A 22,944-nucleotide genomic window follows, 5' to 3' on the forward strand; every position below is an offset into this window, starting at 1 on the left:
TCCCAGCCAAATATGACACCCTGAAAGCAATGAGTTTTCCTAAGACGAGCCGGCTGCCGGCCACACGTGGAACCGCTACCAGGCGCTGGCCGGGCGCTGGGATGGGCTTGCTTTTTGTGCTCGCAACCCTGGCATGCATGGCCGCATTCGTTGCCACCTACTACTTTTTTGTTCGCACCACCACCGGACAGTACATCGACGAATCCGCCCTGGTGGAGGCCGCGACCATCAACGGTCCCACCGAGCGGGCGACCACCCAGTTCCTCGATTGGCTGCCGGTCACCTCGGTGGCGATTGCCGCCGTCGTGGTTCTTTTCGTCACCTTAATGCGCCGTCGCTGGAAGTCCGCGGGGATCGCGGTGGCCGCATGTGTCGCGGCAAACCTGGCCACCCAGCTCCTCAAGGACTGGTTCCCGAACAGGCCGTTCCGCGGCGTCCAGACCATTGAACTGAACTCGCTGCCCTCCGGTCACACCACGCTCGCGGCGTCTGCGGCTGCTGCGGTGTTCCTGGTGGTGTCGCCCCGCTGGCGGCCCCTGGCGGGGTTCCTCGGTGGCACTTTCGCGGTGGCGGCCGGAGTTTCCACCTTGATCAACCAGTGGCACCGGCCTGCCGACGTCGTCGCCGCGTTCCTCGTGGTCGGAGCGGTCATGCTGCCGGCCGGCTGGCTGGTGCTGCGCACGGGAAAGCGCTGGAACGTCCAGGACGGCCGCGGCGACCATTGGGCGTCGTCGCGTTTGTGGCTTTCGCTGTCGACCCTCGCGGGCGTGGTGGCCGCGGCCGTTGCGGTGTACTCGCTGATCGGAATCGCGAGCGGTTTCGGGCAGGAGAGCACCACCCACTACTTCTGGGCCGGGGTCTCCTTGATTGTCATCACCGGTTATCTGGCGACGGTCGCGGCCACTTGGCTATTTGGTCTGAATGCCCGACGGCGGCAGTCACCTTAGTGCCGCTCGGCGTACCCTGATGCTATGGGCGCCGAAGTCCTGGGTCTCAGGCTCACCACGGGTATTCGGGTTCCGTGTTTGGTCCATGGCGACGCCGATGCGAAGCCGGTGTTGCTTCTGCACGCCTGGGGCGAATCCCGCCGTAGTTTCGACCGCCTTGTACCCCTGCTGACGGACTTCAGGATCTACGCGCCCGACCTCCGCGGGCAGGGCGACGCCGAGAAACCGGAGCTCGGCTATTCGTTGGCGGAGCAGGCCGAGGACGCCGCAGCCATCCTGGATGCGCTCGGTGTGCACAGGGCGTCCGTTCTTGGTTCCTCGAGCGGCGGCTACGTGGCCCAGCAGTTAGCCATCGCGTACCCTGGTCGCGTCGCGGCGCTCGTGCTGGTTGGCTCTCCGCTGAGCCTTCGGGGCCGGACTGCTTTCGCCGATGAAGTCGCCACTCTGCAGGACCCCGTCGACGAGAACTGGGTCCGGAATTCCTTGGCTTGGTTCCCACTGCTGCATGCGGTTCCCACTTGGTTTATCGAGGACCGGGTGCGCGACGGACTCAGGATGCCCGCCGATGCGTGGAAGCTCATCCTCAATGGCTTGCGTACGGCAACTCCGCCCACCGAGTTCGGAACCATTCTCGCGCCCACCCTGATCCTGTGGGGCGCGCATGACGGTGTGTTGCCTCGAAGGCACCAAGAGGCCTTGGCGGCGCGAATATCAGGCGCGGTGTTGAAGGTCTATCCCGGGGTAGGGCATCTGGTCTTGTGGGAGTGTCCGGACCAGGTGGCAGCGGACACCATCGCGTTCCTCAGTTCGCGCGGCTGAGGTTCACGCACGGCATCACGCCCCCGGCTTCGCGGCCCCGACCTTCGGCACCAATGCGCGCAACCGGAGTCGGGCCGGTTCCTCGACATACCTGTACAGCAGGTGGGTGGCCAAGGCAATCCCGAGCAAGCATGCCACCCCGAGCTCGTTCTCCGCCACAGGTCCGGCGCCGTTCGGCCAGTCCCTGATGAGCCAGTAGAAGAGGTAGATGAAGAACATGTGGACCAAGTAAAGGCTGTAGGAGCTGTGCCCGCCATACTGCAGCCACCGGGCGGACAATGCCGAGCGGAGCCAGCCGCGGGTCAGGCTAAGCAGGGCAATGAGCAACGGGAAGGCAAGCACGGCCAGCCGTCCCGGACCCGGTTTACCTGCCGTGGCCAGAAAGACGACGACGGCGGTTCCGGTCAGCAGGGCGCCCGGACCGGCCAGGGCAGCGTTGAATTTCATACGGTTCGCATTCCGTGCGGCGATGCAAGCGAACGCTCCGGCAATGAAGCAGCATGCGATCCGCAGCAGCCATTCGTAAGGCTGATGCTCATCCGTGGCGATGGGCAAGTCCGGACCCCAGACGGCCGTCGGCAGGAGAACGAGCACAGAGGCGGCCAGCGCCGCGAGCGGATGGAGACGGCGTAGCCGGAACAGGACCAGCGCCAGCAGCGGAAATGCCAAGTAGGCCAGCCACTCGGCACTTACCGTCCATCCGGGCCCGAACCAACTGGCGCCGTCGGTACCCGGCTGGAACCAGAGATGCATCATCAGCAGCTGCTTGGCGAGACCCCACGGCGACAGGTCGGGAGACTCGGTCTGGAGGGACCATTCCCGCACGGATTCCTGCGCGCTCCCGTACACCAACCAAAGGCCCAACACGCCCACCACCAGAGCGAACGCGGGCCACATCCGGGCGAACCGGGCCCAGACAAAGTCCGCTGAAGCTCGCCAGCTGAACCGTGGGCCGAGTCGGTCCAGGTACGTGTAGGTGATGATGAAACCGCTGAGAACAAAGAACACGTCCACGCCCAGGTCGCCGTTGGCAATGATGGGTCGGAACAGCTCGTAGACGGGGGCAAGGAAGGTGTGCTGCATGGCTTGAAGGTGGAAGAACACCACCCACAGAGCGGCAACAAAACGCAGTGCGGTGAGCGTCGCCAGATCAGGCCGGGACTGCTTTGCGTCGCTCTTCGGCAGGCGATTCTGTGCCCCTGAACCAAGCGACGGGGCGCCGTCTTTGGCGGGATTCCCAGGGGTCGGATTCGCAGTGGGGGCACGATGCGGAGGCGCGATGACTGAGAACATCCAATTCACCATACCGGAGCCACCTGACCGGAATCTGGGAGCCGCATACCCAACTGACTCGCAGGTAATGTCGTTCTGAGCCCTCAAAACGACATTAATTGCGAGCCAGTTGGGCCCACACCGCCGGTGGTGGCTTGCAAAGCGAGGGGGTCTAGGCCCCGCCACCGGCGACGGAGCCGGTGGGTGGGCCCACAGCCGCGGGGTTCCCTGGCTGAGCTTGCGAAGCTAGGGGGCGGCTGGGGACTAGTAGTTCCTGCGGTGCTTGAGTTTCGGGAGCGCGACGGCGAATACCGCCGCCGCGGCCACGCCCAGGAAGCCGGTGGCCCAGACGCCCGCCGCGAGCGATACTGCGGCAGTGAGCGCCGAGAGCAGCACTGGCCCGCCCGTGGCACCGGCGTCGGAAATGAACCTCCACAGGCCGAGGAATTGCCCGCGGCCCTTCTCCGGGGAAAAGTCGGCGCCGAGAGTCATGATGAGTCCCGAGCTGATGCCGTTGCCGAAGCCGATCAGGAGCGAGGCCAGCAGGAGCCCCACGAACTCGGCGGAGGACGGCATCAGGAACAACGCCGCGCCCATGATGAGGGTGGACGGCACCGCGACCCACATGCGCCCCTTGCGGTCCATGAGCTTGCCGGCCGGATAGAACACCAGCATGTCGATCGCGCCGGACAAGCCGTAGATCAGAGACGCGTGTGTCGCGTCCAATCCCAGGTGGTCCGCCCACAACGGGATGACAACTTGGCGTGAGGCCCGCAGGGCGCTGAGCAGCAGGATCCCGGTCCCGATCGTGAGGAACACGCCCGCATGGGAAACCGCAACACCACGGAGGGTAGGCTCCGGACCCTTGCGGCCGCCGTCGACGTCGTCCGGCAAGACGAGATCCGGGATGGTGAGGGACAACACCGCGGCGGCCGCCATGCCCACCACGCCAACCCAATACGCCCCGCTGATGCCGGCGAACTGCATCACGGCCGCACCGACGAACGGGCCGATGAACACGCCGATCCGGGTCACTCCGCCCAACGTCGAGAGCGCGCGGGCCCGGTAAATCACGGGGACGGCTTCCGTGAGGTACTTCTGGCGCGCGAGGTTGAAGACGCTCGTGGACATCCCGACGACGGTCATCGCCGCGGCGAGCAGCCAGATTCCGTTGTGCGCAAGGAGCGGCGCGAATCCTGCGGCCAACAAGGCCAACGCTCCGGCGGCGCCTGCAGCCACGATGGCCCATCGTTCGCCGAATTTAATGGTGATGAGCGACGCGGGCAGGTTGAAGAACCAGGATCCCAGCCCGATCAGGGTGACCACCAACGCGGACACAGCCACGGACGCACCCAGGTCGCGGGCGGACAAGGCCACCACCGGAAGCACCGCGCCTTCGCCGATACAGAACAGCAGGGCGGGCCCAAAGGCGGGCAACGCGATGCTGCGGAGATTGAAGGGTTGAACGGTGCTGGTTGTCGTCATCCCTTTCATCCTAGGCCGCCACTCCATTTGCGACGCGCGAAATACCTGTCGCGCACGGAATTCCGGCAGCGTCAGGCATTCCGCGCAGCGTCAGGCATTCCGCGCAGCGTCAGGCATTCCGCGCAGCGCCAGGCATTCCGCGCAGCGTCAAAAGCCTCCGCGCGGACGACGCCGGGGCACGCCTGCCGCTGCCAGCTTCCGTTCTAACACGCCGGGCGCCATGAGTTCCGCCCACACCCAACGGACGACGCCGCACCCCGTGGCACGGATCCGGTCTTCGCGCAGCTTCTCCTCGACGACGGCTTGAGCGGGGGTCCGTCCCTTGAGGAATTCCGGTTTCAGGTACTTGTCGATGCCGTCAAACTCCCCGGCCACCCGCACACCCTTCCAATAGAAGTCCGAAAAGCCCACCAGGCCCGCTTCGTCGCGGAATTCGCGTTGAAGAACCGGGGCCTCAAAGCCGTCGACATGCATCAAGGCGCGGCTGTAGGATTCCCCCGCGGATCCGGACAGGGGATCTGCGAATTCGACCGCCGTTTGGATTCTCCGGATGGCCGCCGCCGTATAAATTCCGTCCGCTCCTGCCAGAAGCGCCTCTTTCGTGATGGCAGGCAATCCCCGTTTCCGGTCGGCTTTGAGCACGTGATCCAAGGGAGCGATCGCTTCGACGAACGGGGTGAAAGCTGCCAGATCCAGTACGGTGCGAACCCTGTCAGTCACCAGCAGTCCCTCGCGGCGACATACCTTGAGGCCGGAGGGGTCCGCGTAGTGGCGGGTTATCCCGGCCCGCGAGCGGCCGCCGTCGTTCCTCAGGGTCACGGCCTGCACCGGATGATGCAGGCCGATGGTGGGGATCCCCCATACTGACGCCGCCGAGTGCCTGGCGAAAATGGTCCGCGCTCTGGAGGTTTCGGCCGCCGCGCTGATCTGGACACGGTATTGTTCCCACGGTTTCAGCGCTGCCCACGCAGCGCCGTCGACGTACACGCCTTGGCGGACGCGATGCAAGGCACCCGTTTTGGCGCTGCGGGCGAGTTCCTTGAGGGTCGTTCCGTGAAAAAGGTGATCTCGGCTGAGTATCAGGCGTGGCAAGCGGGTCATGCCTAAGAACCTGCCACGGCGATTGAGGCCCGCGACAGCACCGAATTCCCCCATGTGGACAACTCCAGTGCTCTCCGACACGGTGTGTTCCCTGCGCCCCCGGAATTCCGTCTGCGTCAGGAATTTAGCGCAGCGCAGGGCACGAAGCGCAGCGACTACTTCAGGAAGCTGGCGTTGAACGAGTTCAGGTCCACGTTGATGCCGTTCAGGGTATGTTCGAACTTCTGCTGGATGCCCACGCGCATGGTGCCCGCGGTATTCCAGCCGCCGTACTGCACGGGGTTCGGTGCCAGGTAGTTGGGGACCCAGCTGGCGTAGTTGAGATTGCTCGTGTCGGTATCCCACAGGGGCACGTCCGCAAATGCGGTGCTGTTGCCCATCAACCCGGGCCACATGCCGCTGCCGCTGTAGATCACGGGCCGCACGCCAAGGCTCCGCACGCCATCCACCATGGCCCGCGTCACCAGGGATCCGCCGGGTTCGATGTCCAGGGCGAAGAACTGCAATTGGGACATGTACGGACCGGCCGCTTTGATCCCGTTCGACCAGCACGACGCGTCACGCGTGTAGACCGCGATCTTGAGGCCGGCGTCGAGCGCCATCTTCAATTGGGCCTGGGTCTGCTGCCACGGAGTGCACGTGCCCCAGACGGTGGAGTGCATCACGTAGAGACGGAAGCCCTCGGCGTAGGCCTGGCGGAACCAGTTGGGGTCGGTGATGGCCGCCGTGGTGTCGAGCACCTTGACGGAGCCGCCCTGGTCGGTTTGGGGTACAGCGTCCGCTTGGGGTACGGCGGCAGCCTGGGGCACGACGACGACGGGCGCGGGAGCGGCGGCAGGCTGCGGAACGGCGGGCGGTGCTGGAGTGGGGGCAGCGGGCGGTGCTGGAGCTGGCGTCGCGAGCGGGGCCACCTCAGCGGCGGGTGCGGCATTGGCGATTGGTGCGGCGCCGGCGTCGGGCGCTGTGTTGGCGGAAGGCCGAGCGCCCGTGGCACCCGTCACTCCGAGGAGAAGCACGGCAGCGAACATCAAGGCAAGTTTTTTGGGAATCAAAAGAGGCTCCTGGGTGCTGGCCTCGGGTTCAGAAACGGGCGCAGCAGGGTGTCATGAAGGCACGGAATTGGGTGCACCATGCCCGGGCCCAGTTCCCGGTCATGGCGAGGTCGCCCCGCAAAGCGAATGACGTCCAAGGGCAACTTTAGGGAAATCCCGGCGGAAGCGACAATTTGCAATCCGCGTAGTAGTCGAGTAAGAACCCGCTCTTACCCGGGCAAAAACAAGTAGTAATAGAGTGTCGCGGGCGTCACGCTAGGCAATAACTAAGTAGCCCCACCCAACTGACTCGCATTAGATGTCGTTTTGAGCCCTCAAAACGACATCTAATGCGAGCTAGTTGGGCGGGGCCCCCGAAAAGGGGAGGCGCTACACGTACCCGTCCACGATCGCGGCCGCGATCTCTTTGTACGCACGCCGGGTGTCGGGGCGCAGGACGTCAAGGGTGACCAGGTCGCCGTCGGCCACTCCCCTGTCGTGCGGGACGGCAATCAACTGGCGGCAAATCCCGGCGAGGTGTTCCTCGATGGCATCCTTGTCCACGCGGGACGACACCTCGTCCTTGTCCGTGATCACCACGATCGCGTTGCGCGCGAGGTCCTCGTAGCCGTGGCTCGCAAGCCACTGAAGGGTGCTGCGGGCACGCTTGGCACCGCTCACAGCGTAGCCGGCGGCGATGATGAGGTTGTCGGCCGATTGCAGGATGCCGCTCATGGCATTGTGCGTTACGCCGGTACCGCAATCGGTCAGCGCGATGGAGTAGTAGCCCGAGATCAGCTGGCGGATCCGCAAGTATTCCTCGGCGGTCAGCGAATCCGAAACTTCCGGGTCCTGTTCACCGGCGATCAGGTGCAGTCGGCCGGCATGGTGCATGTACCGGGCCAGCGCCGTGAGCGAATCGACGTTTTCCACGTTCTTGAGCAGGTCCGTGATGGTGCGCGGCGTGGCCTTTTGGTAGATGCCCTCGCCCAGCGCACGCTCCACGAGGTCGCCGGAATCGGGGTTCGCGTCGATGGCGCAGGGCGGGTCGCCGCGGAATTCCGCCAGGGTGAGGCCCACGCCGACCGTCGTCGAGGTCTTGCCGATCCCGCCCTTGAGGCTCAGCACGGCGGTGTTGTAGCTGCCTTGAAGCTGGCGGGAAATGCGCCGCGCGAGCTCGTCCTCTTCACGCTGCTTGGCGCTGGGACCGAGGTTCCACGCGCCGCCGGTCAGCCTGTAGAGCATGCCGCGGAAGCCACCGATGGGACGCGGTTTCTGTTCCCTCACGAAGGAACCCGGGGACGAGATGAAGTCTGAAATCGGAGCATTGGCGGCTGCGGCCCGTCCGGCTCGAGCGGATGCCGGCGAGTCAGCGCCCGACGCCGGTGCTGCCGCTGTCGGGATCTCGCGGCGCGGTTCCTCACGGCTTGCGTCACCGCTGGCCGGGTCGGTGACCGCTCCGGTGGATGCGTCGGCTGCGGCTGCCGCTTCGGCCCACGATCTGCTTTGCAGCGGGGCAGGCGTGGATGCGGGTGCGTCGGAATCGTTCGGCGTGATGATCGGCATGGTTCCTGTCCAGGGGTCACCCTCTTCGCGACGGCGATCGCGGCGTCGACGAAGCTCGGGCTGCCCTTCGATAGATGCAGCGGCGCTGGCTTCGTTCTCCACGGAATCCGGCATGGTCTTGTCCCCTAGGATTCGCAGCGTTGTGCGCCGCGGCTCTCGTTTGAATTGCTTCAACCAGCAATTCTAGGTGGAGACGGTCACAAACCCGTCATAGCGGGCGTGCCGCGCAGTTCGGACATTCGTTTTTTGGCGGTCGCTCAAGCCGGCGGGTCGGACGTCGGAACACCGCCGATGCCGAACACAACGTCAAGAAGCCCGACGTCGATCGCGTCGCCGCTGTTGTCGAGTTCGACGTGGCGGGCACCTTTCCACTCACAGGCGTTGACCTGGGATGCGGACCAGAATTGTTCCCAGTTATTGAGCTTCCATTCGTCGCGCTCATATCCCCGGGCTACAAGGCGCGCCCTGACGGCCTCCCCATCGGTTCGAACATGCACCACGATCAGTTCGGCCTCGGGCCAATGATGCTCCCGCCCGGCGTTGATGAGGTAGTCCGGATCGGCGAAGAACTTGCCAAAGGGTGCGTCCAGGACCACGGAGCGGCCGACGCTCAGGTTGTCACGGGTGAGGTCCAAAATGGACGCGTACTCCAGCGGCAGGATGGCCCGCTGGTAGAACTCATTATTATCGCGCTCGTTCGGATCGGAGCCGTCGAGTGTCAACAGCAGCTCCGTGAATCGCTTGGTGGCGGTGTCCTTGTCGATGTAAGCGGCACCGTGGTGTTCGGCGAGGAGCTTGCTGACGCTCGACTTGCCGGAGCCCGCCGGCCCGATCACAAAAAATACCTGCGGCATGGTTGTCTTCAACTGTCTGTTCTGCATTGAACCCTGGATCAAATTCTTTCAGTCAAGGGCTGTGGCGGGTAGGCGTTGTTGCCGTCCCCGCCACAGCGCCGAGGCTAGGCCGAAACTGTGGTCCGGCGGTCCTTAACGAAGAAGCCGTAGGAGAGTGCGCCCACCACCAGCAGGACTCCGCCAATCAGGAAGACCATGGTGTAGTTGCCGCCGGTTTCGGTAAGGATGAAGCCAGTGACGATCGGAGCGAGTGCCGCACCGAGGAAGCCGCCGAAGTTCTGGATGGCGCCCAAGGAAGCCACCTGGGAGGGTTCTGCGATGTCCGCTGCCAGCGTCCAGAGGACACCGATCGGCACTTGGGCGGCGAAGTAACCGACAGAGAGCAGGACGATAGCCAGTGCGGAGTTATCAACATAGGCAACGGGCAGGACGGCTGCGGCGGCGAGGAGCGCGCCTCCGACGATCGGGAGCTTGCGGGCGGTGACGGTAGGAATGCCGCGGCGGATGGCCCTGCTGGAGATCACGCCGCCGGTCAGCACACCAATGATGCCGCAGAGGAACGGCAGGGCCGCGAGCCAGCCACTCTGGCTGAGGCTGAAGCCACGGGCGGTCTGCAGGTAGCTCGGCAACCAGGTGAGGTAGACCCACACTGTGTAGAAGATGCCGAACGCGCCCAGGACCATGAACCAGGTGTTCTTCTGCTTGAGCAGCTCGCCCCAGCCGGCTTGCTTTTCCTTGGGCTTCGACTGCTCTTCGAACTCAGCACCCTTGATGAGGAACTGTTCCTTGAGCGTGGGGTCACGGTAGACGCGGAGCCACACGAGGGCGACGATCACGCCGAGTGCGCCGATGACGATGAACATGCCGCGCCAGCTCATGGTCAGCAACAGGAAGGTCAGCAGCGGAGGGGCGATGGCGTTGGCAATCTGCGAGCCGGTGTTGACGATCGAGACCGGCAGGGCGCGCTCGGTCTTGTTGAACCAACGGTCGGCGACCTTCAGCCCGGAAGTGAAGAATGGGGATTCCGAAATACCCAAGGCCACACGGGCGGCGTACAGGAAGCCGAAGGAATTGGCGAGGGCGGAGAGCATCGAGATGATGGACCAGAGTCCGGCGGCCCAGGCGAACATGCGCTTGGGACCATACTTGTCCACAAGGTAGCCGGCAGGCAGGTTGGCAATAGCGTACGGCCACGAGAACGCCGAAAGCAGCAACCCCATCTGAAGGGCGTTAAGGCCGAATTCCTTGGCAATCGTGGTGTTCGCGATGCTCAGGTTGTTTCGGTCCAGGTAATTCACGATCCCGCCGATGACCAGCAGAGCTACCAGGTACCACCTGATTCTCACGCGCCTCAGGGGCTTGGTATCCGTGGCGTCTATATCTGCTGATGCTTGGCTCATGCAGCTCACTCCTTTGTGTTCTGACCGACAGTCCTTGTCGGGTTGTGCTTTCGCCGGCTCCTGCCGGATTTGCTTGCCGGCTAGCGCCGGGCTTCGGTTAGCGCCGGGCTTCGTCGATCGCTGTGAGGAAGGTCTGCGCAGCGCGGGCGACTAGTCCGTAGTCGCCGTCGTTCCGGGCCGCCTTTGTCACAAAACTTCCCACGCCGACGGCGGTCACACCCGCGCCGAACCAGGCGCCGACATTCGCGGGCGTAACTCCGCCGGAAGGCATGATGGGTGCCTGCGGCAGGGGCGCCAGGATGGTCTTGACATATGAGGGCCCGCCCAGTTCAGCGGGGAACAGCTTGATGATGTCCGCCCCGGCTTCGAGGGTGTTGACGACCTCCGTGGGGGTGAATGCTCCGCTGGCAGTGACGGCTTGGTAGCGGTTTCCTGCAGCGATCATCTTCGGATTGAACTGCGGGCTGACCAACAGCCGAGCGCCCGCAGAGATGCTCGCAAAAGCAGCTTCTGCGTCGAGCACGGTACCGGCGCCAATCACGATGCCTTGGTCCCCGTATTTATCGGCAAGCCGCTCGATGACTCCCAGGGCACCGGGAACAGTCAACGGGACCTCCACTGCACGGATGCCGCCCTCGATGGCCGCTTCAGATACGCGGTAGGCCTCGTCGGCACTGTCCAGGCGGGCAATCAGCAAGGCGCCGGTGCGGACGATGGTCTCTAGTACTTCAAATTTGGTTAACATTGATTAAGAGATTACCCCAAATATTCACAAATTGGAACAGTCTGTGAAAACTTGTTAAAACTTCGGCGGCCGGAGGCTCAGCTGCTTCGCATGGAAGTCGAAATGCTTGGTGGCATAGGCATAGGTATCTGCGAGCGTCATGTCAGCTGTGAAGAAGGGGTCCCACCGGGTCGGGAAAGGCATCGATCTGGCCAGTGAGTCCGGGGATTCGCGTTCGAGGCGGTGCGCCAGTACCGTGATCGTCTTTTCGAGTTTCCGGCCCATCCGGTGCCGGTCATAGACCGTGGCGGCCGCCCGGGAACCCCAATAGTTCACCCAGTCGAACGGGCCGGTTCCCGCGTTCAAAGCGGCGGCGAACCCCCTGCCCCAGGATCGGGGCAGGCGACTCATAACGCGGACCAAGGGCAAGAGGGACCGGACGATCATGTATCCGAAGACCATGTGGAAAAGCAGTTCCTCGTTGGTCCAGCGGGTCCCGTTGCTCTTGCGCTTCAAATCCGATGGCGTCGCGTTCGCCAGCCAACTTTTCAGCTGAAGGCAGGCACGCCCGTATTCGGCGACGGTTGCTTCCCGGCCCGGATCCATGGCTCAAGTGTCCCGCAATCGACCGCCGAAGGAACGCCGATCGTGTCAAGTTTTTTCGGCCCGGGCGGGCCGGTCAAATCTGGTCCGGTGGGGCAGGGCCCGCGAAAGCTTCATGCCCTCGGAAACGAACCTGCGTTCATCCTGTTTCAGGCAGTGAGGGCATATCCTTCGCGGATCCAGGCCAGCATCTCAGCATCAAGCTCTGAAGGGTCCTTCAGGATGACTTCGTTATGCCACCGGTTAGCAGATACACGCTCGGCGCGGTGCACACGATCAGATTCGATTTGCCTGTCCAAAACAATGTTGACCAGAATCCCGCCTCGGCGGGGATGGATCCCCAGAAACGCGCGCCCGTGAGCGACATGGAACGACGAGGCGTTCTCCTGCAGCTCACACCCGTCAAGCGCAGAAATCTGATCGAGAAGGGCACCGTAAACGCCCGAGGAAACGGGATCGCCATCAATGCGTTCTCTTGCGGTACGTGCCATTCAGCCAGCATAAGGCGAAGGCTTGTCTCCGAGCCTTCGCTTGGACCCGGTTTAGTCGGGATTTCACGCAAAGCGCCTCGGGCCCCGCTTGTGACTATCAAGGAGTTGACCGGTTGAGGCCGTGTGCGAGGCGGAGGAGCCTGTCCCGTAATCGGCGGCCGAAGAAACGCCGGGGGCCTAGTTTTCCACGAGTTCGGCGTAGAGCCTTTGGACGCGGTCCTTGATGTCGTCACGGACCAGGCGCATGCGGTCCATGCCTTCGATGCCACGAGCGGAGGGCTCGTCGGTTTCCCAGGTCAGGACGCGGGCCGTGCCGTGGCGTTCGAGTTTGGCTTCGGTGCCCAGGACAACCACGACGTCGGCGGCGTCGAGCACGTCGTCTGTGATGGGTTTGGGGTGCTCGCCGGTGACGTCGATGCCGAGTTCGCTCAGGGACTCCACGGATTCGGGATTCAGTGCCTCGCATGGGTTGGTGCCTGCTGAATGAACCGCGACAGCGTCTCCGGCAAGGTCACGCATGAGCCCGGCGGCTAACTGGGACTTTCCGCCGTTCCTGCTGCAGACGAACAGGACGCTCGGGGTCTTGATTGACTCGATCATGCTTGTGATTCTTGCATCTGAGATCGCCGATTCTTGCATCAGGCTGCGCCCGAGCGTCCGTGGGTCAGCCCGGTGGGGAACCCGACGAGGACCGGCTCGGGAGCCGCGCAGCAGCCGGCGTCCTCCGATGATGCAATCTCCTGGGCGGGAACGTCACAGCTGGTGCCGGCGTCCGTGGAGCAGACGCCTGTTTCGGGCAGTTCAAGCTGGACGGTGTCAGCGGCTGTCTGGTCTCCGGCGAGGGCGGCAGCGACGGAGCGGACCTGTTCGTAACCGGTTGCCAGCAGGAAGGTCGGGGCCCGGCCGTAGGACTTCATGCCCACGATGTAAAAGTCCTTCTCGGGGTGCGCCAGAAGCCTCGCGCCGTGCGGAGGCACCGTGCCGCAAGAATGGAATTCAGGATCGATCAGCGGGCCGAGCCTTGTAGGTGCTTCAATGGCGGGGTCAAGGTTGAGTCGGAGTTCGCGGAGCATGTCCAAGTCGGGGCGGAAGCCGGTGCAAGGCACGACGACGTCCGCGTCGAGCGTGCGGCCATCGGCGGCTTCGACACTCACATGGGTATCCAGGGATTTCAAGGTGCTGATGCCGAAGCCGGTGTGCAGTTCGATGGTGCCGGCCTCGACCAAGCGGCGGAGCCGGGATCCGAGCTGGCCGCGGGCGGGAAGACCGTCAGCGTCGCCGCCACCATAGACCTTCTCCGCGGAGGCGCCCCGGACCGCCCAGAGGATCGTGGTTCCTGGTTCTTCCTTGGCGAGGTCCGCGAGGTTGATTAGGGTGTTCGCGGCCGAGTGCCCTGCCCCGACCACGAGGACACGGCGGCGGGCGAAGGCGGCGCGGTCCCGGCCCACTACGTCGGGAAGGGGCGAGGAGATCCGCTCAGCGGCCGCGTTCTCGCCGATGGCGGGCAGGCCGGAGGTGCCGAGCGGATTGCGGGTGGACCAGGTTCCTGAAGCGTCAATGACGGCTGCCGCGGTGTGGTCGCGGATTTCGCCGTCCTCGTGCTCGACCCGCACAACGAACGGCGTGGTGTCACGGTCCCTGACGTGGGTCTTGTCCAGGCCTGCACGGGTGACCGCCACAACTCGGGCACCCGTCTGGAGGCGGGAGCCGATGGCAGGAAGGGCAGCCAAAGGTGCAAGGTAATTGTCGATGAGCTCCCCGCCATACGGGAGTGCCGTGGGGCGCGGTGCCTCCCACCCGGATGCATCGAGCAGGCGGAGGGAAGCGGCGTCGAGGTTGAACCGCCAGGGTGAGAACAAGCGGATGTGGCGCCATTGTTCGATCGCGGCCCCCGCCGTCGGGCCTGCTTCGAAGATCACTGGTTCCAAGCCGCGTTCAAGGAGGTGGGCGGCCGCGGCAAGGCCGATAGGTCCGGCGCCGATCACGGCAATGGGAAGGTTCTTCACTGAATCCATGCTGTCCTCGGTTTGTCCAGTCTCCCTGCGTCCCGCGCTACGCAGCAGGGCTAAGGGATGCGATCAGGTCCTCGATGCGGGTCTTGATCTCGTCGCGGATGGGGCGGACGGCTTCAATCCCCTGGCCGGCCGGATCTTCGAGAACCCAATCCTCGTAGCGCTTGCCCGGGAAGTACGGGCATTCGTCGCCGCAGCCCATGGTGATGACGACGTCGGATTCCTTGACGGCCTCTGTGGTGAGGATCTTGGGGATTTCGGCGGACATGTCGATGCCAAGTTCGGCCATGGCTTCGACGGCGGCAGGGTTGACCTTGTCTGCGGGCTGGGAACCCGCCGAGCGGACCTCGATCCGGCCCTCACCGAGGGTCGTGAGGAAGGCGGCAGCCATCTGGGAACGGCCTGCATTGTGGACACAGACAAAGAGGACGGAGGGTTTCTTGACGGTTTCAGCGCTCATGAGAGGACCTTTCGATCGGGTGCGGGAGCTGACAGAGACGAAGGCAACGCGGGAACGCGTGGGTACAGGGCACGGATCAGGAAGAACCCTACGGCTCCGCCCAACAACTGCGCGAGGATGAACGCCGGAGCGGAGGCCGGGGCTATGCCGGCGAAGGTGTCGGTAATGGTCCGGGCCGCGGTCACGGCGGGATTCGCGAAGCTGGTGGAGCTGGTGAACCAGTAGGCGGCCGTGATGTAGCCGCCGACTGCAAACGCCACGCGCTCAGGGCGTCCGGAACGGATGGTGCCGAAGATGACCAAGAGCAGCCCGATGGTCGCGATGACTTCGCCAAGCCACAGCCCTCCCCCGGCGCGTTCATGCGTGGAGAGCGTCACGGCGTCGAGGCCGAACATCAGGTTGGCCAGCACTGTCCCGGCGAGGCCTCCTACGAACTGTGCGGCGATCAGTGCAAGCGCAGTGGGCGTATCCAGGATCCCCAGGGCGCGCTCCACCAAAGTGACCGCCGGGTTGAAGGATGCCGAGACCGGCTGCAGCGCCAGGATCAACGCCACGAGCGCGGCGCCAGTGGCGACGCTGTTCTGCAGGAGCTCCAGTCCGATGTCGTTCGGGGACAGTCGCGAGGCCATGACGCCGGACCCCACCACGGCCATAACCAGGAAGGCAGTTCCTACGAACTCCGCTACGGCCCGCCGTGTCAGAACGCTCACTGGCTTTGTCCCCCGATCAAGGCCGCCAGGCCGGACAGCGCGTCGGTGCGGGCGCGGTAGTAGACCCAGACTCCCCGCTTTTCGCGTTCCAGGAGACCCGCTTCGTGCAGGACTTTCAGGTGGTGGCTGATGGTCGGCTGTGACAGCTCAAACGCGTCGTTCAGATCGCACACGCAGGCTTCGCTGCCCTCATGGGACGCCACCAAGGACATCAACCGCAGCCGTACCGGATCGGCCAGCGCTTTCAGCAGCGGCACGATTCCTTCGGCTTTGGATTCAGACAAGGGCTCCCGGGACAGCGGCGAGCAACACGCCACGGTCTGGACGGGCGTCAACTGCAAGGACATAGACACACGTAAATATTCACATCTGTCGATGTTTAAGGCAAGGCCGTTTAAGGCAAGGCTGCGGCGATCAAGAAGGTTCCCGACTCCGGCGGCAAACACAAATCGGAACACTGTGTGAAAACTTGTTAAGATGGGTTTGTCACCGCGAAGGAGCAACCTTGAGTTCGTCAACATCACCTCCCCTGATCCCGGAGCAGCGCCATCAGGAGATTCTTCGCTTGCTTCGCCGCGAGGGAGTGCTGAGCATCCGCAGCCTGACGGAATCCATGAACGTCTCCCACATGACCATCCGGCGCGACATTACGGCCCTCGAAGATGCCGGTCATGTGTTGTCGGTCCAGGGAGGCGTGCGTTTGGCGGAGAGGACCAGCCAGGAACCTCCACGGGAGCGGGAATCACGGGCTCAGCTAGAGCTGCCTCGGAAAAAAGCAATCGCCGAGCTTGCGTCCCAGTTCGTTGAGGATGACATGGTCTTGTTCCTCGACGCCGGTACAACTTGCCAGTCCGTGGTCCCCTATCTCGGTGCCCGGAAGAACATCACGGTGGTCACCAACGATTTTTACGTGGTCACGTCTTTATTCGCATACCCCAACGTTGAGACCATCCATACCGGCGGTGTGGTGGATGCTTCCAGCGCTTCAAGTTCAGGCCGCATGGCCGCCGACGCCATCAAGCACATCAACATCGATCTGTTCTTCATGAGCACCGGCGCATGGAGCCTCTCTCGCGGCGTCACTACGCCGTCCATGGACAAGGTGGAAATGAAACTGGCCGCTCTTGAGGCAGCGTCGCGCTGCTTCCTGCTGGCGGACAGCACCAAGTTCGGAACCTTTGCGAAGTTCCGGGTCGCGCCGATCGAGCAACTGGACGCCGTCGTCACCGACGATGAACTGGAGCGGGACACCCGGGATAACATCCAAGAATTGGGCGTCACGGTGTACGTCGCGGCAGCGAACGGTTCCGGCCGCTAAGGCAAGGCCGGATCGTCGTCCGCCATCGACGCCGCCGCTGCCGTAATTCGGTTGGCCATTCCCTTGAAGATGACGCCGTGGAAGGGCAATACCGCAAGCCAGTACAAGCGTCCGCCCAGGCCTTTGGGGAAGAAGATCGCCCTTTGTTGGTAGAGCGCCCCGCCTTCGGCTTCTTCGGCGCGCATTTCCAGCCAGGCCCGCCCGGGGACCTTCATTTCCGCGCGGAGGCGCAACAGCGAGCCGCGGTCGATCTGCTCCACACGCCAGAAGTCCAGCGCGTCCCCCGTATTCAGGCGGGTCGGACTGAGCCGGCCGCGGCGGAGCCCCACTCCACCCACGATCTTGTCCATCCAGCCGCGCACGGACCAGGCCAGGGGAAACGAGTACCAGCCGTTGTCCCCGCCGATGCCTTCGATGACTTGCCACAATTGTTGCGGCGTCGCCGTCGTGAGCTGCTGCTGGTTGTCCTGGTACACCAGATGGCCGGCCCACTGCGGGTCGCTGGGAAGCGGATCACTTGGAGCACCGCGAACGGAGGAGTTCTGCCAGCTGGTTTCCACTTCCCCGCCGGTCTCCCGCGCCAATGCCAGGCGAAGCGATTCACGGTATCCAAGCAGCCCGGCTTCGGGTGGATCGATGTATTGGTGGATGTCCCGCTCCGCGACCACGCAGTTCTGCTGCAGGGATCCGATCAGCGGCACGGCCAAGGACCGGGGAATGGGGGTGACGAGGTTGACCCACTGGGATGCCAACCATGGAGTCAGGACGGGCAGTGCAATCACCGGACGACGCCGCAGCCCCGCTTCCGCGGCATAACCGTTCATCATCTCGTCGTACCGGAGGACGTCCGGGCCGCCCAGGTCGAAGGTGCGGTTGAGCGAAGCCGGGAGCCCGGCCGCCGCGACCAGGTAATAGAGCACGTCGCGGATCGCGATCGGCTGGACTTTGTTCCGCACCCATCGCGGAGCCACCATGAGGGGCAGCACCTCGGTCAGTTGCCGGATCATTTCGAACGACGCCGAACCGGAGCCGATCACGACGCCGGCCTGAAGGACGATCGCGGGCACGCGCGGTTCCGCTAGGAAAATGTCGCCCACTTCCTTGCGGGATTGGAGGTGCCGGCTGAGCGTTCCTTCCGGGTGCAGTCCGCCCAGGTAGATGATCCGTCCGGCGCCGGCGTCGGCTGCCGCGCGTGCTACGTTGCCGGCGCAGAGCCTTTCGGTCTGTTCAAAAGACCGCTGGCCGGATGGACCCATCGAGTGCACCAGGTAGTAAATGACGTCGGCCCCGGTAAAAGCCTCCCGCAAGGACTCGACATCCTCGAGGTCGCCGATCATTACGTTCACACGGTCCGCCCAGGGGACGTCCCTGAGCTTGTTCGCATGGCGCACCAGGACGCGGACGTCGTAACCGGCGTCGAGCAATCGGGGAACGAGCCGTCCACCGATATAGCCGGTGGATCCCAATACCACTGCAAGTGGATTCATTGTGCCCCTTCCGAATGACCTTGCGGAGCCGGATGCCCTTACTGAGCCGGAACGCCGACGCCCTATGCCAGCGTAGCCCTACACCGATCCGGCCCGTTTCCGGCGGTCGTTCTTGCCGCGGAGGTCGCGGTTCAGGCGGCGGTCACCGTGGTAGAGCAGAGACTCCCAGTCGACCTGTTCCGGGGTTTTGGGAATGATGGCCGGCGGCAGCGCCTTCGGCTTCTTGGGCTCGACGTACAGCCAGTTCAGCACGCCAAGGTACATGTCCACTCCGGAGTTGGCCAGTCCGATATAGGCCCGGATCGCGCCCGCGGCCATGATGGCGTTGAAGGCGGCGAAAGCGGCGTTGCCCCAGTTTCCAAGTTGCCAGTTGCGCCAGACGGTCAACAAGGAGAACGCAACGATCAAGTACGGAGCCAGGACATAGAGGGCCGGGGCCGCGGTGCGGTCCTTGACCTTCGGGGTGYGGACGAACGGGATCTTGTCTCCCGTGAGGGCCTGCTGGAGGGACTTCAGGACGCCGGCAAGATTGACCGGCAGCAGCACCAGGTTGAAGCCGTAGATCCGGAAGATGTCGCTGAACCGGTGGCCGCAGTCCCGCAGGTCGCTGCCCATCGCCAGGAAGTAGGGCAGGGCGGCGAGGAAGACCAAGGGGCTGAGGAGGCGGCTGTCGTAGGGGTACGCGAGGAGGAACAGCAGCCCGAAGCTCGCCCAGGTGATGGAGGCCATGTAGTTGACCCGCAACAGGATCTCGCGGAAGAGAACCGGCCGGGCCTGCCCACGGCGCTTGCGGATCTGTTCCCAAAGTTTCGGCAGGATCAGCAGGCCGCCGTTGGCCCAGCGCCGTCGCTGCACCACGAGCGATCCGAAGTCCGGCGGCGTGGCGCTGTAGCTGAGCCTCTCCGGGTAGTTGGCCAGGGTCCAGCCGTGCTTGCCAAGGTCCACGCTGGACTCGGTGTCTTCGATGACCGTGCGGTCCTGGATGTAGGTCCTGACTTCAAAGCCACCCACCGTCGAGATCTCGACGATGTCTTCCAGTGCGCGTTTGCGGATCACGGCGTTCGCTCCCACCCAGAACGTGGCGCCGTATTGGGTCATGCCTTGGTGCTGGATGTGCTGGATGTCCGTGGTGGCGCCGGCGATGCGCTCGATCCGGGTCGGTGCCCCGCGGAAGGAGGAATACGGGGTCTGGGTGACGGCTACCTTTTCATTGCCCGGGGATTCGAGAAGATGAACCAGGCGGAGGCAGTAGTCGCGCAGCAGCATCGAGTCGGCGTCCAGGGTCAGGACGTAGGTGGTGTCCGGGACGGACAGCACATCGCCGTCGTCGACTCCTGCGGGCCGCAAGACGGTGCCGTCCGCCGTCTGTTCCGGGTGCCACGTCCCGCCCATGAGCGAAAGGTAGGCATTCAGGTTCATGGCCTTGTTGGCCTCGTGGGAGAGGCTCGCGAACCGCTTCCGCTCGAACGTGGACACCCGGGCGTTGAAGATCCAGGTAAGCCGCGCGTACAGTTCAGCGATGCGTTCCGGGCCAGGCGAGGTCCGCTGCGCGTTCGCGGCCGTCAGGGCCAGGATGACCAGGCGCAGTTCCCGGGCCAGGCCCATGAGGACCAGATCGACGAAGAACTCATCCACGTGGTCCTCGACAGACTCGGTCTCGGCCATAGCTTCGAGCCATTCGGCGGCGTATTGGTATTCGGCGATGAGCCGCTCAACTTCGGTGCCCGCGTCCGGTTCAGCTTCTTGATCACGACGACGACGGCGGTACCTCGCGTAGGCGCCGTTGACCCTCGCCGCTGGTTCCTTGAGGGTTTCCGTGATCTGGCCGGCGAGCGCGCGGGTGGCTTCGAGGCGGCGGAGCACGTCAGGGTCTGCAGGGAAGGGTGGGTCATCGAGGAGCAGCACGACGCTGAGGTCCGGGAATTCCTGCAGGACCGCGGACCACATGGTGCCGCGGACTACTTCCGGTTCCTCCGCATAGGAGGGAATCAGTACGGTGATGCCCTCGGAGTAGTCGAAGAAGTGCCGGTCGAGCTCCCCTCGGGGAACCCGACGGTGGGCCCGAAAGCGGGTCAGGGCGCCCTGGCGGGCGGTGAGGTACATCAGTGCCGAGAACGTCAGGAAGGACACCACCACCAAGTAGGAGAGGGTTTCGGCGCCGAAGCGGAATCCGGCGCCGGGGTTGTCCACGAGCTGCTTGAGCACGGTCGTGATCACATAGCCGAGCCAGGCGAGGACAGTGGTGAGGACGCCGACGCGGCCGAGGACTATCTTGCGCCGCGACGGTGCTGGGTGGACGATCGAGAGCGGTTCAGAGCGTTTCTCCGCGCCCCACTGACGCTTCCGGGCTTTTGAAGACTGCCCGTCCGCGGTTCCCTGGTCATCCGGGCGTAGCAGCACGATCTGGTCCGACATGAATCCCCATTCGCCGTCCGTGCGCCCCCAGCGGACGCGCGGCACAATGCAGGCGTAATGTGACGGCCCGCACTACAGTGCGCCCCTATGATAGGCGAACGACGCGTAGTTGGGATAAGACTCGTGGAAATGCTACGCCAAGCTGCGCAGCCACCACCGGAGTGAGTTCTTTCCCGGACATCCGCGAAGTCCTATTCCAATGCTCTGGGGGTATCTCTGTGTCGAAACGCTTTCCCGGCCGCCGGCTGTCCGTCCTGCGTTTGGGCATCCTTTGCGTCATCGTGGTGGCGGCGGTCACGGCGGGCTACCTCGGACTCCGCAACGTCCAGGACGTCAGCGCCGCGGCCTCCATGCCTTCGGTGTTTTCCGGCTATGTGGACGTGACGGCGACGCCGCGGTTCGCGTTCGAAGATCCAGCAGTGCCCAGCGCGAAGGCCGTGGTGCTGTCCTTCGTCGTCGCCGATCCGAAGCAGGGCTGCGCCCCGTCCTGGGGTGCGGCGTACAGCCCCGACCAGGCAGCCTCCGACCTCGATCTGGACCGGAGAATCGCCCGGCTCCGCCAGCTTGGAGGGGCCCCGGCGGTTTCCTTCGGCGGGATGAACAACAATGAACTCGCAGTTTCCTGCAAGGACACGAAGTCCCTGACCGGCGCCTACCGGCAGATCGTGGATCGCTACGACGTCGCAACGGTGGATCTCGACGTCGAAGGCGCCGCCTTGGGCGACATAGCCGCAGCCGACCGACGTGCGCAAGCCGTCGCCGCCATTCAGAAGGAACGCAAAGCCAGCGGCAAGCCCCTTGCCGTCTGGCTCACCCTTGCGGCCGACCCGGACGGACTCACGAGCCAGGGCCAGGTCATCGTGGCGCATACCCTCGCGGGCGGCGTCGAGCTGGAGGGCGTAAACATCATGACGATGGATTTCGGCGCCAGTAAGCCTGCGGCTTGGAGCATGTCCCGGGCCGCGGAATCAGCCGCGGATGCCGCCCACGGACAGCTCGCCGCCCTCTACCGCAACGCCGGAACCGACTTTGGCAGCGAAACCCTTTGGCGCAAGCTGGGCCTGACCGTCATGGTGGGCCAGAACGACATTGCCGGCGAAATATTCACGCTCGACGATGCCGCCACCATGAACAGCTTCGTCAAGGACAAGGGCCTCGGTAGGTTGTCGATGTGGTCCATGAACAGGGACCGGACGTGTAGCCCCAACTACCCGGATGTGAGCAAGGTTTCGGACGGATGCAGCGGGGTGGTCCAGGGCTCCCAACTGTTTTCGGCCACGCTTGCCAATGATGTAGGGCTGCCTACGCCGGCTGTGGCTCCATCGCCTACTGCAACTGCCTCAATCAGTGCCACGCCCACCACCGACGATCCCGCAACCAGCCCTTATCCGGTGTGGAGCAGCTACGCCGCCTACACCGCGGCGGACAGGGTGGTGTGGCACGGCAGCGTCTACGAGGCAAAATGGTGGACCCGCGCGGACGTCCCGGACAACCCCGTTCTGCAGGGCGGCGCCACCCCGTGGAAACTCGTGGGTCCCGTGCTTCCTGGCGACAGGCCAAGCCCCAAAGCAACCGTGCCTGCGGGAACTTTCCCGGCATGGGCGCCGGAGACGATCTATCACAAGGGCGACCGCATTGTCTTCGAAGGGTCCGCGTTCGAGGCCAAGTGGTGGACCCAGGGAGACAGCCCGGAGGCAGCAATCCAGGGTGCGCCGGACTCCCCCTGGGCGAAATTGACCCCGGCCCAGCTCATGTCGCCCTCGCCCACCGCGCCAGCTTCCTGAACTTAAGCGCGAACTGGCAGCAGATGCCCTCTGCTTTTTGAGGGCATCTGCTGCCAGTTCGCGATGGGGTTTCGACGGGAAGGCCCTCCGCCGTCGTTTGCATGGGGGGCTCGACGGCGGAGGGCTGGCTGGGTGGGGGTGTTACTGGTTGGTGGCGGTGCGCTGGGTGCCGGTGAAGTTGAAGGCGATGGTGCTGCTCTGGTTCTGCAGGGTGTTGTCTGCGGTGGAGGGCAGGGTCAGGGTGACGCGGAGGTTGTCGGTGTGTCCGGCGGTGACCGAGGTGAGGTTGGCCAGGGTGAGGTTGGCGCCGATGACGGGGCGGGAGGCGAGSACGCTGGTGGTGGTGCCGGAGCAGGTGTAGGTGTAGGCGGGGGCGGTGCCGGCTTCGGTCCAGGCGGTGGAGCAGTTATCGACGGTGACCTGCAGGCCCATGGTGGTGTTGGTGTCCAGCAGGGAGGTCGGGGA

21 protein-coding genes and 1 pseudogene are annotated in these 22,944 nt (G+C 64.3%); 4 read left to right on the forward strand and 18 right to left on the reverse strand.

Annotated features, from left to right (window positions below):
• The first annotated feature begins 101 nt into the window (after window positions 1-101).
• Window positions 102-947, forward strand: a complete 846-nt coding sequence (locus AB4068_RS03290) for a phosphatase PAP2 family protein (protein WP_307053692.1) — start codon at window positions 102-104, stop codon at window positions 945-947.
• A 24-nt stretch (window positions 948-971) separates the two neighbouring features.
• Window positions 972-1,766 carry an alpha/beta fold hydrolase gene (locus AB4068_RS03295; RefSeq protein WP_441432646.1) on the forward strand — a complete coding sequence of 265 codons (795 nt, stop codon included), beginning with the start codon at window positions 972-974 and terminating at the stop codon, window positions 1,764-1,766.
• Window positions 1,767-1,781: 15 nt separating this feature from the next.
• On the opposite strand, the gene AB4068_RS03300 is transcribed toward AB4068_RS03295, so the two are convergent.
• The 15 genes from AB4068_RS03300 to AB4068_RS03370 form a co-directional block, all read right to left on the reverse strand.
• On the reverse strand, window positions 1,782-3,059 hold the full coding sequence (locus AB4068_RS03300) for an acyltransferase family protein (RefSeq protein WP_441432647.1): 1,278 nt from the start codon (window positions 3,057-3,059) through the stop codon (window positions 1,782-1,784).
• A gap of 243 nt (window positions 3,060-3,302) precedes the next feature.
• On the reverse strand, window positions 3,303-4,523 hold the full coding sequence (locus tag AB4068_RS03305; protein WP_284990940.1) for an MFS transporter: 1,221 nt from the start codon (window positions 4,521-4,523) through the stop codon (window positions 3,303-3,305).
• Between the two features lie 147 nt (window positions 4,524-4,670).
• Window positions 4,671-5,624, reverse strand: coding sequence for a hypothetical protein (locus AB4068_RS03310; protein ID WP_441432648.1), 954 nt, complete (start codon window positions 5,622-5,624; stop codon window positions 4,671-4,673).
• A 155-nt stretch (window positions 5,625-5,779) separates the two neighbouring features.
• The gene (locus tag AB4068_RS03315) at window positions 5,780-6,676 is read right to left on the reverse strand and encodes a hypothetical protein (RefSeq protein ID WP_441432649.1); all 897 of its coding nucleotides are present in this window, start codon (window positions 6,674-6,676) and stop codon (window positions 5,780-5,782) included.
• Between the two features lie 369 nt (window positions 6,677-7,045).
• Window positions 7,046-8,395, reverse strand: a complete 1,350-nt coding sequence (locus AB4068_RS03320; protein ID WP_370872700.1) for a MinD/ParA family ATP-binding protein — start codon at window positions 8,393-8,395, stop codon at window positions 7,046-7,048.
• A gap of 83 nt (window positions 8,396-8,478) precedes the next feature.
• A complete protein-coding gene (locus AB4068_RS03325; RefSeq protein ID WP_441432650.1) occupies window positions 8,479-9,087 on the reverse strand; it encodes an AAA family ATPase in 609 nt (202 codons plus the stop codon).
• Window positions 9,088-9,179: 92 nt separating this feature from the next.
• On the reverse strand, window positions 9,180-10,475 hold the full coding sequence (locus AB4068_RS03330; protein ID WP_441432651.1) for an MFS transporter: 1,296 nt from the start codon (window positions 10,473-10,475) through the stop codon (window positions 9,180-9,182).
• Between the two features lie 97 nt (window positions 10,476-10,572).
• Window positions 10,573-11,220, reverse strand: coding sequence for a bifunctional 4-hydroxy-2-oxoglutarate aldolase/2-dehydro-3-deoxy-phosphogluconate aldolase (locus tag AB4068_RS03335; protein ID WP_059387220.1), 648 nt, complete (start codon window positions 11,218-11,220; stop codon window positions 10,573-10,575).
• A gap of 54 nt (window positions 11,221-11,274) precedes the next feature.
• Entirely contained in the window at window positions 11,275-11,805 is a 531-nt protein-coding gene (locus AB4068_RS03340) for a DinB family protein (protein WP_441432652.1), read from the reverse strand.
• Between the two features lie 146 nt (window positions 11,806-11,951).
• On the reverse strand, window positions 11,952-12,293 hold the full coding sequence (locus tag AB4068_RS03345) for a DUF5655 domain-containing protein (protein ID WP_307053625.1): 342 nt from the start codon (window positions 12,291-12,293) through the stop codon (window positions 11,952-11,954).
• Between the two features lie 177 nt (window positions 12,294-12,470).
• Window positions 12,471-12,893 carry an arsenate-mycothiol transferase ArsC gene (locus AB4068_RS03350; protein WP_441432653.1) on the reverse strand — a complete coding sequence of 141 codons (423 nt, stop codon included), beginning with the start codon at window positions 12,891-12,893 and terminating at the stop codon, window positions 12,471-12,473.
• Between the two features lie 38 nt (window positions 12,894-12,931).
• Window positions 12,932-14,308, reverse strand: coding sequence for an NAD(P)-binding domain-containing protein (locus tag AB4068_RS03355; RefSeq protein WP_441432654.1), 1,377 nt, complete (start codon window positions 14,306-14,308; stop codon window positions 12,932-12,934).
• A 37-nt stretch (window positions 14,309-14,345) separates the two neighbouring features.
• Entirely contained in the window at window positions 14,346-14,765 is a 420-nt protein-coding gene (locus AB4068_RS03360; protein WP_306959068.1) for an arsenate reductase ArsC, read from the reverse strand.
• The gene (locus AB4068_RS03365) at window positions 14,762-15,475 is read right to left on the reverse strand and encodes an aquaporin (RefSeq protein WP_441432655.1); all 714 of its coding nucleotides are present in this window, start codon (window positions 15,473-15,475) and stop codon (window positions 14,762-14,764) included. The genes AB4068_RS03360 and AB4068_RS03365 overlap by 4 nt, the downstream gene beginning before the upstream one ends.
• Window positions 15,472-15,822, reverse strand: coding sequence for a metalloregulator ArsR/SmtB family transcription factor (locus AB4068_RS03370; protein WP_441432668.1), 351 nt, complete (start codon window positions 15,820-15,822; stop codon window positions 15,472-15,474). Before AB4068_RS03370 ends, AB4068_RS03365 begins: the two co-directional genes overlap by 4 nt.
• Before the next feature lie 158 nt (window positions 15,823-15,980).
• Between AB4068_RS03370 and AB4068_RS03375 the strand changes: the two genes are divergently transcribed.
• A complete protein-coding gene (locus AB4068_RS03375; RefSeq protein ID WP_059387214.1) occupies window positions 15,981-16,793 on the forward strand; it encodes a DeoR/GlpR family DNA-binding transcription regulator in 813 nt (270 codons plus the stop codon).
• Here the strand turns inward: AB4068_RS03375 and AB4068_RS03380 are convergent.
• Complete coding sequence (locus tag AB4068_RS03380) at window positions 16,790-18,280, reverse strand: SDR family oxidoreductase (protein WP_441432656.1); 1,491 nt, start codon at window positions 18,278-18,280, stop codon at window positions 16,790-16,792. The two genes, AB4068_RS03375 and AB4068_RS03380, sit on opposite strands and share 4 nt — an antisense overlap.
• Window positions 18,281-18,358: 78 nt before the next feature.
• Window positions 18,359-20,695 carry a glycosyltransferase family 2 protein gene (locus AB4068_RS03385; protein WP_441432657.1) on the reverse strand — a complete coding sequence of 779 codons (2,337 nt, stop codon included), beginning with the start codon at window positions 20,693-20,695 and terminating at the stop codon, window positions 18,359-18,361.
• Between the two features lie 218 nt (window positions 20,696-20,913).
• Here AB4068_RS03385 and AB4068_RS03390 point away from each other — a divergent pair, with 218 nt between their 5' ends.
• Window positions 20,914-22,479, forward strand: coding sequence for a chitinase (locus AB4068_RS03390; protein WP_441432658.1), 1,566 nt, complete (start codon window positions 20,914-20,916; stop codon window positions 22,477-22,479).
• A 141-nt stretch (window positions 22,480-22,620) separates the two neighbouring features.
• Here the strand turns inward: AB4068_RS03390 and AB4068_RS03395 are convergent.
• Window positions 22,621-22,944: pseudogene (locus tag AB4068_RS03395) on the reverse strand (TasA family protein); the annotation flags it as partial.

This window comes from Arthrobacter sp. 2RAF22 (genome assembly GCF_052115325.1).
GTDB lineage: Bacteria > Actinomycetota > Actinomycetes > Actinomycetales > Micrococcaceae > Arthrobacter.